Origin of the sequence: Amycolatopsis sp. NPDC051106 (assembly GCF_040682775.1) — a bacterium.
GTDB lineage: Bacteria > Actinomycetota > Actinomycetes > Mycobacteriales > Pseudonocardiaceae > Amycolatopsis.
In genome coordinates, this window is record NZ_JBFBBQ010000012.1 from 87,711 (window position 1) to 100,976 (window position 13,266).

Annotated in this window: 16 protein-coding genes; 8 read left to right on the forward strand and 8 right to left on the reverse strand. The window is 71.7% G+C overall.

Annotation, left to right across the window (positions count from 1 at the left end):
• The first annotated feature begins 57 nt into the window (after positions 1 to 57).
• Both AB0M83_RS12585 and AB0M83_RS12590 read left to right on the forward strand, forming a co-directional pair.
• Positions 58 to 645, forward strand: coding sequence for an AAA family ATPase (locus tag AB0M83_RS12585; protein ID WP_364516272.1), 588 nt, complete (start codon positions 58 to 60; stop codon positions 643 to 645).
• Between the two features lie 2 nt (positions 646 to 647).
• The gene (locus AB0M83_RS12590) at positions 648 to 986 is read left to right on the forward strand and encodes a DUF3024 domain-containing protein (protein WP_364516274.1); all 339 of its coding nucleotides are present in this window, start codon (positions 648 to 650) and stop codon (positions 984 to 986) included.
• Here AB0M83_RS12590 and AB0M83_RS12595 read toward each other — a convergent pair.
• Complete coding sequence (locus AB0M83_RS12595; RefSeq protein WP_364516276.1) at positions 983 to 1,300, reverse strand: nucleotide pyrophosphohydrolase; 318 nt, start codon at positions 1,298 to 1,300, stop codon at positions 983 to 985. The genes AB0M83_RS12590 and AB0M83_RS12595 overlap by 4 nt on opposite strands.
• A 133-nt stretch (positions 1,301 to 1,433) precedes the next feature.
• Between AB0M83_RS12595 and AB0M83_RS12600 the strand changes: the two genes are divergently transcribed.
• From AB0M83_RS12600 to AB0M83_RS12610, 3 genes are all read left to right on the forward strand, one after another.
• Entirely contained in the window at positions 1,434 to 2,354 is a 921-nt protein-coding gene (locus tag AB0M83_RS12600; RefSeq protein ID WP_364516278.1) for a nitrate- and nitrite sensing domain-containing protein, read from the forward strand.
• Positions 2,355 to 2,442: 88 nt separating this feature from the next.
• Positions 2,443 to 3,798, forward strand: coding sequence for a hypothetical protein (locus AB0M83_RS12605; protein WP_364516280.1), 1,356 nt, complete (start codon positions 2,443 to 2,445; stop codon positions 3,796 to 3,798).
• 223 nt (positions 3,799 to 4,021) lie between these two features.
• Positions 4,022 to 5,530, forward strand: a complete 1,509-nt coding sequence (locus AB0M83_RS12610) for a hypothetical protein (protein ID WP_364516282.1) — start codon at positions 4,022 to 4,024, stop codon at positions 5,528 to 5,530.
• A gap of 3 nt (positions 5,531 to 5,533) precedes the next feature.
• Here the strand turns inward: AB0M83_RS12610 and AB0M83_RS12615 are convergent, their stop codons facing one another.
• The 3 genes from AB0M83_RS12615 to AB0M83_RS12625 all read right to left on the reverse strand — a co-directional run bounded on the left by AB0M83_RS12615 (position 5,534) and on the right by AB0M83_RS12625 (position 7,578).
• A complete protein-coding gene (locus AB0M83_RS12615; RefSeq protein WP_364516284.1) occupies positions 5,534 to 5,689 on the reverse strand; it encodes a hypothetical protein in 156 nt (51 codons plus the stop codon).
• 227 nt (positions 5,690 to 5,916) lie between these two features.
• A complete protein-coding gene (gene coaA / locus AB0M83_RS12620) occupies positions 5,917 to 6,849 on the reverse strand; it encodes a type I pantothenate kinase (protein WP_364516286.1) in 933 nt (310 codons plus the stop codon).
• Positions 6,850 to 6,963: 114 nt separating this feature from the next.
• On the reverse strand, positions 6,964 to 7,578 hold the full coding sequence (locus AB0M83_RS12625) for a macro domain-containing protein (RefSeq protein ID WP_364516288.1): 615 nt from the start codon (positions 7,576 to 7,578) through the stop codon (positions 6,964 to 6,966).
• Positions 7,579 to 7,676: 98 nt separating this feature from the next.
• Here AB0M83_RS12625 and pheA point away from each other — a divergent pair, with 98 nt between their 5' ends.
• The 3 genes from pheA (at position 7,677) to AB0M83_RS12640 (ending at position 9,963) form a co-directional block, all read left to right on the forward strand.
• A complete protein-coding gene (pheA, locus tag AB0M83_RS12630) occupies positions 7,677 to 8,585 on the forward strand; it encodes a prephenate dehydratase (protein WP_364516290.1) in 909 nt (302 codons plus the stop codon).
• Positions 8,582 to 9,199 carry a histidine phosphatase family protein gene (locus AB0M83_RS12635; protein ID WP_364516292.1) on the forward strand — a complete coding sequence of 206 codons (618 nt, stop codon included), beginning with the start codon at positions 8,582 to 8,584 and terminating at the stop codon, positions 9,197 to 9,199. Before pheA ends, AB0M83_RS12635 begins: the two co-directional genes overlap by 4 nt.
• A 116-nt stretch (positions 9,200 to 9,315) precedes the next feature.
• A complete protein-coding gene (locus tag AB0M83_RS12640) occupies positions 9,316 to 9,963 on the forward strand; it encodes a DUF4232 domain-containing protein (protein WP_364516407.1) in 648 nt (215 codons plus the stop codon).
• Between the two features lie 52 nt (positions 9,964 to 10,015).
• Here the strand turns inward: AB0M83_RS12640 and AB0M83_RS12645 are convergent, their stop codons facing one another.
• The 4 genes from AB0M83_RS12645 to AB0M83_RS12660 form a co-directional block, all read right to left on the reverse strand.
• Entirely contained in the window at positions 10,016 to 10,498 is a 483-nt protein-coding gene (locus AB0M83_RS12645; RefSeq protein WP_364516294.1) for a hypothetical protein, read from the reverse strand.
• A 38-nt stretch (positions 10,499 to 10,536) separates the two neighbouring features.
• On the reverse strand, positions 10,537 to 11,784 hold the full coding sequence (locus tag AB0M83_RS12650) for an MFS transporter (RefSeq protein ID WP_364516296.1): 1,248 nt from the start codon (positions 11,782 to 11,784) through the stop codon (positions 10,537 to 10,539).
• Positions 11,785 to 11,883: 99 nt separating this feature from the next.
• A complete protein-coding gene (locus AB0M83_RS12655; protein WP_364516298.1) occupies positions 11,884 to 12,234 on the reverse strand; it encodes a metallopeptidase family protein in 351 nt (116 codons plus the stop codon).
• Positions 12,234 to 13,259 carry a septum formation family protein gene (locus tag AB0M83_RS12660; RefSeq protein ID WP_364516300.1) on the reverse strand — a complete coding sequence of 342 codons (1,026 nt, stop codon included), beginning with the start codon at positions 13,257 to 13,259 and terminating at the stop codon, positions 12,234 to 12,236. The genes AB0M83_RS12655 and AB0M83_RS12660 overlap by 1 nt, the downstream gene beginning before the upstream one ends.
• Positions 13,260 to 13,266 lie beyond the last annotated feature (7 nt).

The window sequence follows — 13,266 nt, forward strand, 5'->3', positions numbered from 1 at the left end:
CCGAACGGGTGGTTCGGAGAGCGCGCGCGGTGACTTGGCGCTGGTACGGTCGGAGCGGTGCCGAGACTGATCCACTTGAACGGTCCGTCCGGGATCGGGAAGTCGACGATCGCGCGGATGTACGCCGAGCGGCATCCGGGGGTGCTCGATCTCGACACCGATCGGGTCGTCTGCCTCATCGGGGGCTGGCAGGACACCTTCTTCGAGACCTTCAAGGCCGCTCAGCTGCTCGCCCTCGCCATGGCCGAGACGCACCTGCGGACCGGGCACGACGTCGTCATGCCGCAGCTCGCCACCCGCGTGGCCGACGTCGAGCCCTTCGAAGCCGCCGCGAAACGGTGCGGTGCCGAGTACCGGGAGATCCTGCTGACCGCGGACAAGGCCGTCGCCGGGGCACGGTTCGCCGGTCGGGCCGCCCACGGTGACGCCGTCACCCGCGGGATCGACGACGTCGTCAACGGACGCGGGGGTGTCGCCCTGGTCGAGCGGATCCACGACCAGCTCACCGCCTACCTCCCGCGGCGGCCGGACTGCGTCGTCGTGCCCACCGGCGGGCGCGAAGCCGGGCAGACCTACGCGGACGTCGTGGCGCTGCTCGAGCCGGGGGCGGGGAGGCGTGCGCCGGTGGGCTCGGGTTCACTGTGACCATGGCGGGAATTCCGGAACTCGCGCTCCGGCAGATCGAACGGTGGTGCGCCCAACGCGTCCCCGAGCACCTGCACGACCAGGTTCGCGTCGAATGCCGGACGCGGGGCCGTTCGGTGACGATCGTCGAGTGCCGCGCGCCCTGGTCGCCGCAGGCCGGGCCCGAGTGGACCGAGCATAAGGTCGCTCAGCTGCGCCTCGACGAGTTCGGGATCTGGTCGGTGCGCTGGGCCGATCGGAACGGGCGGTGGCTGACCTACCCGGACGCTCCCGTCGCGAGCACGCCGCCGCCGCTGCTGGCCGAGATCGAACGCAATCCCAACGGGATCTTCTGGGGTTAGCCGGGCGGCGGGAAGCGGAGCTCGTTGCGGTCGATCTTCGCGTGGGCCGCGGCCGCCAGGTCCACGCCCAGGCGGTCGGCCAGCTGGAGCAGGTACAGCGTGACGTCCGCGATCTCGTCCAGGACGTTCGCTTCCAGCGCGGGATCTTCGCGCCACGCGTCGGACTCCTCCGGCGTCAGCCACTGGAACAGCGAGGTCAGCTCGCCGACCTCGCCGGACAACGCCATCACGAGGTTCTTCGGGGTGTGGTAGGGCTCCCAGGCGCGGGCCGCCGCGAAGCCGCGGAGGCGCTGGGTCACGTCGTCGAAGGTCACCGGATGATTGTCCTCGGTGGTCACGGTGCGCTAACGGCCGTATGGCGGACTGGCGTTGACCGGTGAATCTCTCACTCAATAGGTTGAACTTCGTCGGGATGCTTGCGGGGCTTGAAGCACGGAAAGGAACGTCTTGAAGTACCTGCGATCCGTCCGCGGACGCATGCTGTGCATCGCGTTCGTCCCGGGCGGTGCGCTCGTTCTCGTGGCCGTCGTGATCGCGTTCTTGCTGGTCCACCAAGCGAACCGGACGCGCGACAGTGCCCTGGACTCGGCCGAGGTCGCGGGCCGGACCGCTCGGGCCGTCGTGGCCCTGCAGGGCCAGCGCAGCGAAGCGATGTCCGTGCCCGACCAACGGACCGCCGCGTACGCGAATTTCACCCAGCGGATCGACACTGCCATCGCGGGGCTGCGCGAGTACACGCGCCGCGCGCCCGACGCCGAATCCGCGTACCAGCAGGCCACCGCCGTCGAGCTGCTTTCCGTCGCCGAGGGCATGGATCGCTCCGATTCCCTCGCCCTGGCGGGGATCGACTCCGTGACGCGGCGGCCGTTCAGCGAGGCCGTGGCCGCCTACCGGACCGAACTGGACCGGATCGCGCCGCAGCTCACCGAGAGTGGCCGGGTCGCGTACGAGTCGCTCACCCGCAGCGCCGATTGGAGCAGGCTCGCCGCCGCCGAGGACGCGTTCGCGGCGGCGGAACCCTTGCCCATCCCCGAGTCGACGTGGCGCAGCGCCGCCTACACGGTCTCCCAGCAACTCGGGCACCTGTACGCGCAGCAGAGCCAGTACGCCGTGCAGCTCACCCTCGACGACGGCCGCCGCACGCTGGCCGGCGCGATCGCCGCGAGCGCGGCCCTGCTGCTGGGCGCCGGGCTCCTGCTCGTCGTCGTCCGGCGGCTCGTCGCGCGCGTGCCGGTGCCGGTCGTGCCGATCATGGTGCCGACCCTGCACACGGCCATCCCGCGGCCCCGCCACGCACGGTCACGACGGCCGCGCGTGCCCGAGCCGTGGCCGATGAAAGCCGTGCTCGACGACTTGCGGCGCCGATGAAGGCTTCACTCACCGTCACGGATTACGCCGAAAAGAGCACGCGGTTGGCCCACACGCGCGCCGACCGGGCTCGGGCAGACTGGTCCGCGTGAGTCCCCCCTCGGATCTTCGCCCCTACCTGCGCACGTTGGACGCGGAGACGCTGGCGGACCTGCTGCACGCGCAGGCGGAGCGTGACCCTGAGTTGCGGCATTCGCTCGAACTGCGCGCCGCCACCCAATCCGGTGACGTCAGCGAAGCGCACCGGCTCCTCGACACCGCGGTGACCGACGGGAACGGCGAGTACACCGCGAAAGTCGGCGCCGTCCTCGACACGCTGCAGCGGATGCTCGACGCCGGCAGCCGCGCCGACCTGGCCCCGCTCGCCCGCCGCACGGTGGACGACATCAGCGAGGTGCTCGAACAGTCCGGCGACCACACCGGCGACCTCGGCGACCGGCTGGATCGCGCCGTGGCGCTGTACGCCCGCGCGTGCGCCGCCCGGCCGCCGGACCCGGAGAAGTTGGCCGACTGGATCCTCGAGGTCGAGTTCGACGGCCCCGGCCGCCCGTCGATCGACCTCGCCGACTTCGCGACGGCGCTGGGCGAGCCCGGCCTGCGCCGGATCAAGTCCACTGTGGACGACGTGCTGACGGCGAGCGGCCCGGGGCACCGCCGCGACGTCGCCGAACGGCTGCGGGAACAGCTCGCCGAGGTGCTCGGCGACGTCGACGAGCTGGTCGCGATCCTGTCCGCCAAGCCGCCGCGGCGCGAGGTCAGCCTCAAGATCGTCCGGGTGCTGCGGGCCGCCGGGCGGCACAGCGAGGCCATCGCGCACGCCGCCCGCGCGCTCACCCACGACAAGAACGGGCACGCGCCGGAGCCGGCGCCGGTGCCGGTGCCGGTGCCGGTGCCGGACGACGAAACGTCCCGCCGTCGCACGGACTTCGACGCCAAACCGGACCGCGAGACCTTCGCCGCGCTGCGCGAAGCCGCGACAGCCGACGGGAAGTGGGCGACGCAGCGCCGGGCCGCGCTCGCCCGCCTGCGCGAGCTGGCCGCCGAGGGCGCGGGGCACGCCGACGAGCTGGCCCGCGTCCTGCTCGAGGACGGCCGTCCGGACGAAGCCTGGCGCGCGTGCGTGCGGTTCGGGGCGTCGCCGGAGCTGAAGCTCGAGCTGGCCGAGCAGCGCGCCGGCGAGCACCCGGCCGAGACGATCCCGGTCTTCCGCGAGCACGTCGAGGAGCTCATCGAGCGCAAGGACCCGCAGTCCTACCGCGAGGCCGCGCGCCGGCTGAAGCTGTTGCGCACCTTGTACAAGCGCGCCGGAACGCCGGAGGAATTCACCAGCCACCTCGCCACCTTGGTGGAAACCCACCGCCGGAAAACCCGCCTGATCACGGAAATCCGCTCCGCCCGAATCGCCTTGCCGAAAGCCGTATCTTCCGCCCGCGCACCTCGTTGACCGAGGTGAACCGGTGTTTCACGTGCACCGGGACAGCGAAGTTCCGCCAAGACGGCGACGCTCTTGGCCAGCGATGTCGCGGTGGTCCTGTCCCGCCGTCCGGCTCGGCGCCTCCCCGTCGAGCACGCGGCGGGACCCGCGCCAGGACCACCGCGACCAGCGCCGGGACAACGGGAGCTTCGCCACCCGGACCCCCCGAAAGCCCGCGTGAAAGCATGAGGGCATGAGTCCGGTCAGCCGCGCCCGCAAGAAAGCCCCGCAGCCCGTCACCCACAGCGTGACCGGCTTGTTCAAGGACATCCTGAACGACTTTTCGGCGCAGGGCGCCGACCCCGCGCCGGTGGACGTCGAACTGCTCGCTTCCGAGGTCCTCGGCCAGTTCCACGACGTGCCCCTCGAAGAGGGCGACGAGCCGCTCGGCCTCGAGCTGATCGCCTTCGCGCAGCGCAAGATCACGCCGGGCGCGGCGGCGCTGCTGGCCGCGCTGAAGGTCGTCGCGGAGACCGACGTCGAGCGCAAGGCCGCCGAAGACGGGCTGCAGGTCGTCCTCGGCCGCGGCATCCCCGCGCCGACGTGGGCCGGCGAACTGGGGCAGGTCACCGCCGGCGAGTGCTGGCGGACCGGTGACGTCTACGGCGACGAGTCGTCGCTGCTCTGCATTTTCACCCACGGCGACCAGGCCCACGGCCTGCTCGCCCTGCTCGACTTCACCGAAGGCGGCCGGGTGCGGGACCTCGTCGTGATCGAGCAGCCCGGGGAGGTGCTCGCCGAGATGCGGGCGCAGTCCGACGCCGACCCCGAGCTGGTCGTGCTGGAGGCCGTCGACCCCGCGGAGGCGCACCGCCTGCTCGCGGACGGTCTCGACGCCACCGACCACCTCGACGAGGCCGACGTCAGCGAGGACTACGCGCGCTTCCACGCGGTCGCGCTGACCTGGAGCCGCGCGCTGCCGGAACCCGCGTTGATCCCCGAGGTCGCCGAGTGGTCCGACGCCGAGCGGGCCGCCGTCGTCGAGCAGTTCGTCGCGGCCAGCGGTGAAGACGCCGACGCCGCCCGCGCGATCGGGCGCCTGCTGCTGGAGCACGGCCTGGCGACCGACCCCGCGAACCCGCTGCGTGTCGGGCCGGAGAAGATCGCGCGGTTCCTCGAAGGCCTGCTGGGCGAGGAGTTCGAGCTCGACGCCGACCACGAAGAGGCCGTGGAGCCGGTCGTGCTGGCCTGGGTGCAGTGGACGGCGGACCGTGCCGGGCTCACCGGGACGGCGGTCGCCGCGCTCGACGAGGCCGTCGCCGACTACCTGAGCGAGTACAACGACGAGGACGACTCCCCGTTGGAGCGCTACTTCGGCGACGTCGGCGACCTGTCGCCGACCGAGCTCGCGGACGCGCTGGAACGCCGGATGTTCGCGGTGCCGTCGCTGACCACGGAGATCGAGGACGAGGAGGTCGACCTCGACCCCACCGACCCCGAACAGCGCCGGGCGCTGGTCATCGCCGAGGCCGACGAGGACGAGGAAGAGCAGCGGCTGGTGCTGCGCGCGACGATCGTCGACCAGCTGTGGGACGACGAGCCCGCCGAAGCCTGGCAGGCCGTGCAGCGCCTGCAGGAGGGCGAACTCGACCGCGACGAGATCTTCGAGCAGCTGATCGACGCGCTCGAAGGCAGCCTGCTGGACACCGAAACGCTCGAATACGACGCCGACGGGTACCTCGAGGCGCTGACGGAGCTCTGACGTCTAGGGGAGGGGGCTCGCCGGTTCGGCGGGCTTCGCCTTGCGGCGGCGCTCCTGGAGCCGGTCGTCGAAGTCCACGGCGAACGTGCCGACGGCCATCGCGATCAGCAGGACCAGACCGAGCACCGCACCGACCCACGTGACGATCATGGTGAACATCGTGGGCCTCCTCCCCAGCTCAGAGCCGTTTTCCTGACTCCTTCAGGGTCGCTTTAGCGAGGGGCGCCCGGTATCGGCCAACCGGTTACGTCCTCTCGGCCGATCGGCCGGGTTCCGGCGCGGAGAGTCGCGAGCGCATAACGAAGCGTGCCCGGATGTGCGCTCAGCGTGGGATGAGTCGCATGTGGGTGACGAGCCGCGTCACCGATCCGACGAATCCGGCCGGGTCAGAGCTTGCGCAGGCGGACCCGGTTGATGGTGTGGTCGGCGTCCTTGCGCAGCACCAGCGTGGCCCGCGGGCGGGTCGGCTTGATGTTCTCCATCAGGTTCGGCTCGTTGATCGAGTGCCACAGGTGCCGCGCTTCGGCACGGGCCTCGTCGTCGGGCAGGCCGGCGAAGTGGTGGAAGTGCGAGGCCGGGTCGGCGAACGCCGTGTGCCGCAGCTCGAGGAACCGCTCGACGTACCAGCGCTGGATGTCGTCGGTGTGCGCGTCGACGTAGATCGAGAAGTCGAAGAGGTCGGACACCATCAGCCGCGGGCCCGGCTGCAGCACGTTCAGGCCTTCGAGGATGAGGATGTCCGGCTGCTGCACCACCTGCTCCTGGCCGGGCAGGATGTCGTAGGCCAGGTGCGAGTACACCGGCGCGGTGACGCGCTCGGCGCCCGACTTCACCTCGGTGACGAACCGCAGCAGCGCGCGGCGGTCGTAGCTCTCGGGGAAGCCCTTGCGGTGCATGATCCCGCGCCGCATCAGCTCGGCACGGGGGTGCAGGAACCCGTCGGTGGTCACCAGGTCGACCCGGGGGTGGTCCGGCCAGCGGGCGAGCAGCGTGCGCAGGATGCGGGCGGTGGTCGACTTGCCGACCGCCACGCTCCCGGCGATGCCGATCACGTACGGGACCTTCGTGCCGCGGGAGTCGTCACCGAGGAACGTCGTCGTGGCTTCGTAGAGCCGCTGGCGGGCGGCGACCTGCAGGTTGATCAGGCGCGAAAGCGGGAGGTAGACGTCGGCGACCTCGGCCAGGTCGACCTGCTCGCCGAGCCCGCGCAGCCGCAGCAGCTCGGCCGCGGTCAGCGGCAACGGCGTCGAACTGCGTAGTTCTTTCCATTGTTCCCGGTGCAGCTCGACATACGGGCTGAGTTCGCGGACCCGGGTCATCGCACACTCCTCCGGCCGTCGCCTGCACTGGCGGACGTTTCACCTGCGTGATTAACGGTAGGGCTTACGGCCGGTGAACGCGCTGTGATGTAGTCCACCCCGGGTTTCGGGTGATCACCGCGAGTTACGGAAGACCTCGTCCCAGGCCGCCGCGACCTGCCGCGCACACGTCGCGGGGTCGACGCCGCCGACGCCGGTGCCGAGGCCGGGCATCGCGATCGTGTCGATGTGCTCCCGCACCGGGCCCTGGTCGAGCCGGCCGTCGCGCCACTGGAGGAACACCGCGCGCGCCGCGAGGTAGGGGTGCACGGTGTCGGCGGGCAGCCGCTCGCCGGGCTCGCGCATGGTCGGCGCGCTGATCAGCCACGCCGGCTCGGCCTCGCCGGTCGGGACGATCACGGCCTCGCCGAGGGGCAGTTCACCGCCGTGAAAGGCCAAAACGGCGCTCCGGACGCTCTGCTCGACGCCGGGGAACGCCCGCGCGTAGACGGCGTCGATGCCGCCGCGCATCCAGCCGTAGGAGTTGGCCGGGCTGACCACCGCCTGGGCGACGACGTCGAGGACCGACCCGCGGTGCACCCGGACCCGGCCGGTCAGCTTCTTCGCGGCTGACGTCCAGGCGGTGGCGAGTGGTTCATCGACGGCGCACAGCACCAGCTCCGGTGTGCGAGGGGAGGCCGGCGGGTGCGTGCCCTCACGGCCGGTGTGCGTGCCCGAGTCGGCGGTCACCTTCCTAGCATCGCAAAAAATGCCACCCGGCGTAACCGGTTCTGGTACCGGCTGTCCGAGTGAAAGTCGCCACGATGCGGCCCCGTAGCCTGGGTCTTGTGTCACGGATCGCATACTTCGGCCCCCAGGGGACCTTCACCGAACAGGCCGCGCGGGCCCTCGCCGGCGGCGAAGAACTGATTCCGGTCGAGACCGTCCGGCTGGCGATGACGGCCGTCCGCACGGGCGAGGCGGACGCCGCGTGCGTCCCCATCGAGAACTCGGTCGAGGGCGTGGTGCCCGCCACGCTCGACGCGCTCAGCGAGTCCACCCCGCTGGTCGCCGTGGCCGAACACATCCTGCCGGTCCACTTCAGCGTGCTGGCCCGGCGCGGCGGCGGCGACATCAAGACCGTCGCCAGCCACCCGCACGCGCTCGCCCAGGTCCGCGAGTGGATCGAGGCGAACCTGCCGGGCGCGCACCCGGTGGCGTCCTCGTCGACGTCGGCGGCCGCGGTCGGGGTGCTCGAGGGCCAGTTCGACGCCGCGGTCTGCGCGCCGGTCGCCGTCGAGCACTACGACCTCGAGGTCTTGGCCACCGAGGTTGCCGACGTCAGCGACGCGGCGACGCGGTTCCTGCTGGTCCGCCCGCCGGGCGAACTGCCGGAGCCGACGGGCGCCGACCGGACGTCGGTGGTGGCCGCGGCCGTGAACCGCACCGGCACGCTCGCCGAGCTGCTCACCGCGCTGGCCGACCGCGGGATCAACCTGACCCGTCTGGACGCCCGCCCGACGCGCAACAACTTCGGCGAGTACCGCTTCTTCATCGACTTCGAGGGGCACGTGGCCGAGCCGCGGATCCTCGACGCGCTGACGGCGTTGCGCCGGCACTGCCGCAACCTGCGGTTCCTCGGCTCGCACCCGCGTGCCGACGGGACGCGCACCACGATCGAGCCGGGCGCCGGCAACGACGACTTCGTCGACGCCGCCGTGTGGGCCGACGCGGTCCGCAAGGGGGACCTGGCGTGAGGCTGCTGCTCATCCGCCACGGTCAGACCGAAGGGAACGTCCGCGGCGCGCTGGACACCGCCCTGCCCGGCCCGCCGCTGACCGAGCTCGGCCGCACCCAGGCCGCCGACCTCGCGTTCCGGCTGGCGGGGGAGCCGATCGTCGCGGTCTACGCGTCGCAGGCGACCCGCGCCCAGCAGACCGCGGCGCCGCTGGCCGCCCGGTTCGACCTGGACGTCCAGGTCGTCGACGGCGTCCACGAAGTCGGCGCGGGCGACCTCGAAGGAGCGACCGACCACGAGTCGATCCGGACCTACATGGAGGTCGTGAAGCGGTGGACGCTCGGTGAGCTGACGCCGTCGCTGCCCGGCGGCGAGAGCGGCACGAGCGTGCGCACCCGCATGCTCGACGCCGTCGGCCGGCTGCGCGCCAAGCACGAGCAGGCCGACCCGGACGGCGTGATCGCGCTGGTCAGCCACGGTGGCGCGATCCGGCTGTCCGCCGAGTGGCTGGCGCCGAACGTCCACGCCGACATCGCCAACGCGGCGCTGATCCCGAACACCGGGCTGGTCGAGCTGGACGCGCGTCCGGAAGGCCAGTGGCACTGCCTGACCTGGGTTGACACGCCTCTGTGAACGTCACGAAAGTGTGATCCCGTCACGTTTAGAACACGTTTGGTGGGGAATTAACGGTGCGAACCAACCTGCCGGAGATCCGTACGTCTACCCATGAGCACCACACCAGGGAGGCGATAGACATGGTTCGGACGAAGCTCTCACGGTTGCTGCCGGTCATCGCGGCTTCGGCGGGCGTTCTCGCGCTCTCCGCCTGCGGAAGCGGCGGAACCACCAACGCGGCGAGCAGCTCGACGCCGTCGACCACGGCGTCGCCCACCTCGACCACCGCCACCACGGCCGCGCCCAGCCCGAGCAGCTCGACGCCGGCACCGCCGGCACCCGCCCAGCCGGCGGGCAACGGCCTCTGCAAGGCCGGCGACGTCACGCTGTCGCTCGGCCAGGGCGACGCCGGCGCGGGCTCGACGTACCGCCCGCTGCTCATCAAGAACAGCAGCTCCAAGCCGTGCGAGATCCAGGGCTTCCCCGGCGTCTCGTACGTGGCGGGCACCGACGGGCACCAGGTCGGCAAGGACGCTTTCCGCGAGGGCACCAAGGGCAACGCGGTGAAGCTGAACCCGGGCCAGAGCGCGGTCGCCGACATCCAGTTCGTCAACGTGCAGAACTTCGACCCGGGTACCTGCCAGCCGACCGCGGTGAAGGGCCTGCGCATCTACCTGCCGCAGGAGACGGCGTCGAACTTCGTGCCGACCGACGGCACCGCCTGCGCGAGCACGAAGATCCCGGGCAACCAGCTTTCGGTGAAGACGGTCCACACTCCTTAGAGCCCGGACCCCGCCCCGCCACCACCCTCAACGGACGGGCTCCGCCCGGCTGTCAGAGTCGGCCGCAGATCTCCTGCGCCTGGACCACGTGCCGCTGGCCGGAGATGTCGTTGAAGTGCAGGCTGAGCACCATGCGGCTGACGCCGTCGATGTGGTCGGCCAGCGGCTGGTAGGCCGCGTTGACCTGGGCGGCGGCCGCGGACAGCTCGCGCGCCGCCGTCATCCGGTGCAGCCGTTCGGGCGTGAGGCCGGGCGTCAGCGACGGCTGCGCGTCCCGGCTCGTGTCCGGCAGCTCGCCGACGCGGTCCAGGGCCTGGCACGCGGCCAGGGCGTCGTCGAGCGCGCCCGCGTGCACGCCGGACAGGCTCCACAGCAGCCCGAGCACGCCACCGCCGAGCACGAACCCCGCGACCGCGCACAGCACGAGCATCCGGCGTGACTGGGGTGGTGCCGCTTTGACCTCCTCGGACTCGGTCGGGGACTCGTCGAAATCGGGCTCGGCGTCGGTGCCGGTGCCCGGGTCCACGGTGCGCATAGCCGCCTCCCACCACCTGGGTGATGAGACATTTCAGCTCACAAACCCGGATCCTGGTGCAGTAGCGCCACGGCTGAGTCCGATTTGTCATCGAGCGGGAAGCGGCGCAGCGCGACGAAGGCGAACGCGGCGATCACCAGCATCGCCGAGCCGGACACCGCGAACGTGTGCGCCGCCGTGCCGAGCGCCTCGGTCAGCACCCCGCCGAGCAGGGCCCCGAGCGGGATCGCGCCCCAGACGACCGTGCGCCACACCCCGAGCACCCGGCCGAGCAGCTCACCGGGCACCAGCGTGTGCCGCGCGGTGGCGAGCACGACGTTGACGGCGACCACCGCCGCCGCGAACAGGCCGAACAGGGCTGCGGCCGCGAGCGGCGAGCGCACCAGGCCCATCCCGCCGAACCCGGCCCCGCAGCCGAGGATCCCGCCGAGCACGACCACACGCCGGCCGGCCGCGCGCACCAGCCGGGGCGCGACCCCCGCGCCGAGCAGCCCGCCGATGCCGCCGGCGAACGCGAAGAACCCGAAGGTCGCGTCGGACAGGTGGAGGTCGTCGAGCGCGTAGAGCACCAGCTGCGCCTGCGCGAGCTCGCTGACCAGGCTGAGCAGCCCGGCGACGATGACCAGGCGCTTGAGCAGCACGTTCCCGCGCAGCCAGCGCAGGCCGTCGGCCAGCTCGGTGCGCAGCCGCGTGGGCTCCCGGGCGGCGTCGTCTCGCGCGCGGTAAGTGCCGGCGAGCCCGAGCAGCACCGCGGCCGCGATCGCGAAACCCGCGGAGTTGAGGACGAAGGGGAGGGCGGCGAAGAGCGCGAAGGTCAGGCCGCCGACCGGTCCGCCGAGGAACGTCTGGCCGACGATCTCGCACGCCTGGAGCTTGCTGTTCGCCGCGTCGAGCGAGCCGTCGCCGACGACCGCCGGGATCAGGGCGTTGGCCGCGCTATCCGCGATCGTTTCGGCGGTCCCGATGACCAGCGCCGTCAGGTAGACCAGCCAGATCGTCATCCCGCCGGCGGCGACGAGCACGGCGAGGGTGCCGACGGCGACGGCGCGGGCGGTGTTCGCGGCGATCATCGCGCGCCGCCGGTCGATCCGGTCGACGAGCGCGCCGGCGACGGCGGCGAAAAGCAGCCAGGGCAGGAACTGGGTGGCGGACAGCCCGGCGATGAGCACGGGATCGCGGGTCAGCGTCGTCGCCAGCAGGGGCAGGGCCACCTTGCCGATGCCGTCGCCCAGGTGCGAGGCGGCGCTCGACGTCAGCAGCCACGTGAGTCTCCGAGCAGGGTTCACCGCGACCCCCAGCACTCATCGCAGTCAGGCAATGACTTCGAGTAACAGGGTAAGCGCGAGTTCACCCTCTGGTGGTCACGGTGTCACTACTAGTGCGGCTCAGCCCCAGCCGAGCTCGTGCAGCCGGGCGTCGTCGATGCCGAAGTGGTGACCCAGCTCGTGCACGACGGTGATGAGGACCTCTTCGACGACCTCGTCCTCGTCCTCGCACATCGAGAGGATCGGCTGCCGGTAGATCGAGATCCGGTCGGGCAGCACCCCGCCGTACGACGACGTCCGCTCGGTCAGCGCGATCCCGTGGTAGAGCCCGAGGATGTCCGGCGCCTCGTCGTTGAACTCCTCGACGAGCACGACGACGTTGTCCATCGCCTTGGCGAACTCCGCCGGGACCTCGTCCAGGGCTTCCGAGACCAGTTCCTCGAACCGCTCCCGGCCCATCTCGACGGGCATCAGCCGTTCTTCTTCGTCGACGGCGGGGCGGAGCTGGACGTCTCCGGTCCGCCGCCCCCGTCCGACGGCGGACCGCCGTCCTGCGGCTGGCCACCGTCGCCCGCCGGGGCGCCCTTGATGCTGCCGGTCACCGCCTGCAGGCCGCTCTTGTCCGGCAGCAGCGCCGCCACCTTGCAGTTGACCTTGGTCGACCCGGCGTCCCAGCTCTCCTGCTCCCGCAGGTCCCAGGTCAGGATCAGCTTCTTCGCGTCGAGGTCGGCGCCGTCGGTGTAGTCCGCCGCCTGCTTGGTGCACTCGGTGTCGAGCCAGGCCTTCTGGTCGTCCTGCGACGGGTAGGCGTCCTTGAACTTCGTCTTCAGGTCGAGGGTCGCGATGATCTCGTAGGAGTGGGGCTTGGTGCACTCGAGCGGGTCGCCGACGCCCTTGCCCTGCAGCGCGAGGCAGGTGCCCGGCTCGAACACGAGCGACTGGTCCTGCTCCTTCGCCGGTCCGGTGGTCGGCAGCAGTGTGCCGCCGGGGCCGGCCCACTGCAGGCCGCAGCGCAGCTGGCGGTCGCCGTCGTCCCACTGCGACGGCGTCGGGCGCAGCAGGTTCGTCGTGAGCTTGCCGTACGGGTCGAGGTTGTGGCCGAGGTACGGCTTCACGTCCGAGGTGCACTTCTGCTGGGCGATCTGCTGCCACTGCTCCAGCGACGGCACCGGCGCGCCCTCCGGGAACTGGGCGCCGATGTCCACGAGCGCGGTCACCTCGAACTTGTGCGGCTGCGTGCAGGCGATCTTGCGCGCGTCGCTCGCGTCCGGGTTGGTCCAGGTCAGGCAGCTGCCGGGCGGGGAGTGGAAGGCCTCCTCGGCCTCCGGGGACAGCTTGCCGGCGCCGCCGCCGGCCCCGCCCGTGAAGCCACCGCTGCCGGTGAACAGGACGCTGAGGGCGAGCGCGATGAGCGCGCCCGCGAAGATCCCGCCCATCACGACGCGGGTGTGCAGCGTCTGCGTGGCGGCAGGGAACCGATCGGCGCTGGGAGACATCGCAGTC

What these genes read in the sequence shown, in the direction of transcription:
- AB0M83_RS12655 (WP_364516298.1), bottom strand. Translation starts at nt 12,234, where the DNA reads ATGCCCGTCGAGATGGGCCGGGAGCGGTTCGAGGAACTGGTCTCGGAA.
- AB0M83_RS12660 (WP_364516300.1), bottom strand. Translation starts at nt 13,259, where the DNA reads ATGTCTCCCAGCGCCGATCGGTTCCCTGCCGCCACGCAGACGCTGCAC.
- AB0M83_RS12610 (WP_364516282.1), top strand. Translation starts at nt 4,022, where the DNA reads ATGAGTCCGGTCAGCCGCGCCCGCAAGAAAGCCCCGCAGCCCGTCACC.
- AB0M83_RS12645 (WP_364516294.1), bottom strand. Translation starts at nt 10,498, where the DNA reads ATGCGCACCGTGGACCCGGGCACCGGCACCGACGCCGAGCCCGATTTC.
- AB0M83_RS12590 (WP_364516274.1), top strand. Translation starts at nt 648, where the DNA reads ATGGCGGGAATTCCGGAACTCGCGCTCCGGCAGATCGAACGGTGGTGC.
- coaA (WP_364516286.1), bottom strand. Translation starts at nt 6,849, where the DNA reads ATGACCCGGGTCCGCGAACTCAGCCCGTATGTCGAGCTGCACCGGGAA.
- AB0M83_RS12615 (WP_364516284.1), bottom strand. Translation starts at nt 5,689, where the DNA reads ATGTTCACCATGATCGTCACGTGGGTCGGTGCGGTGCTCGGTCTGGTC.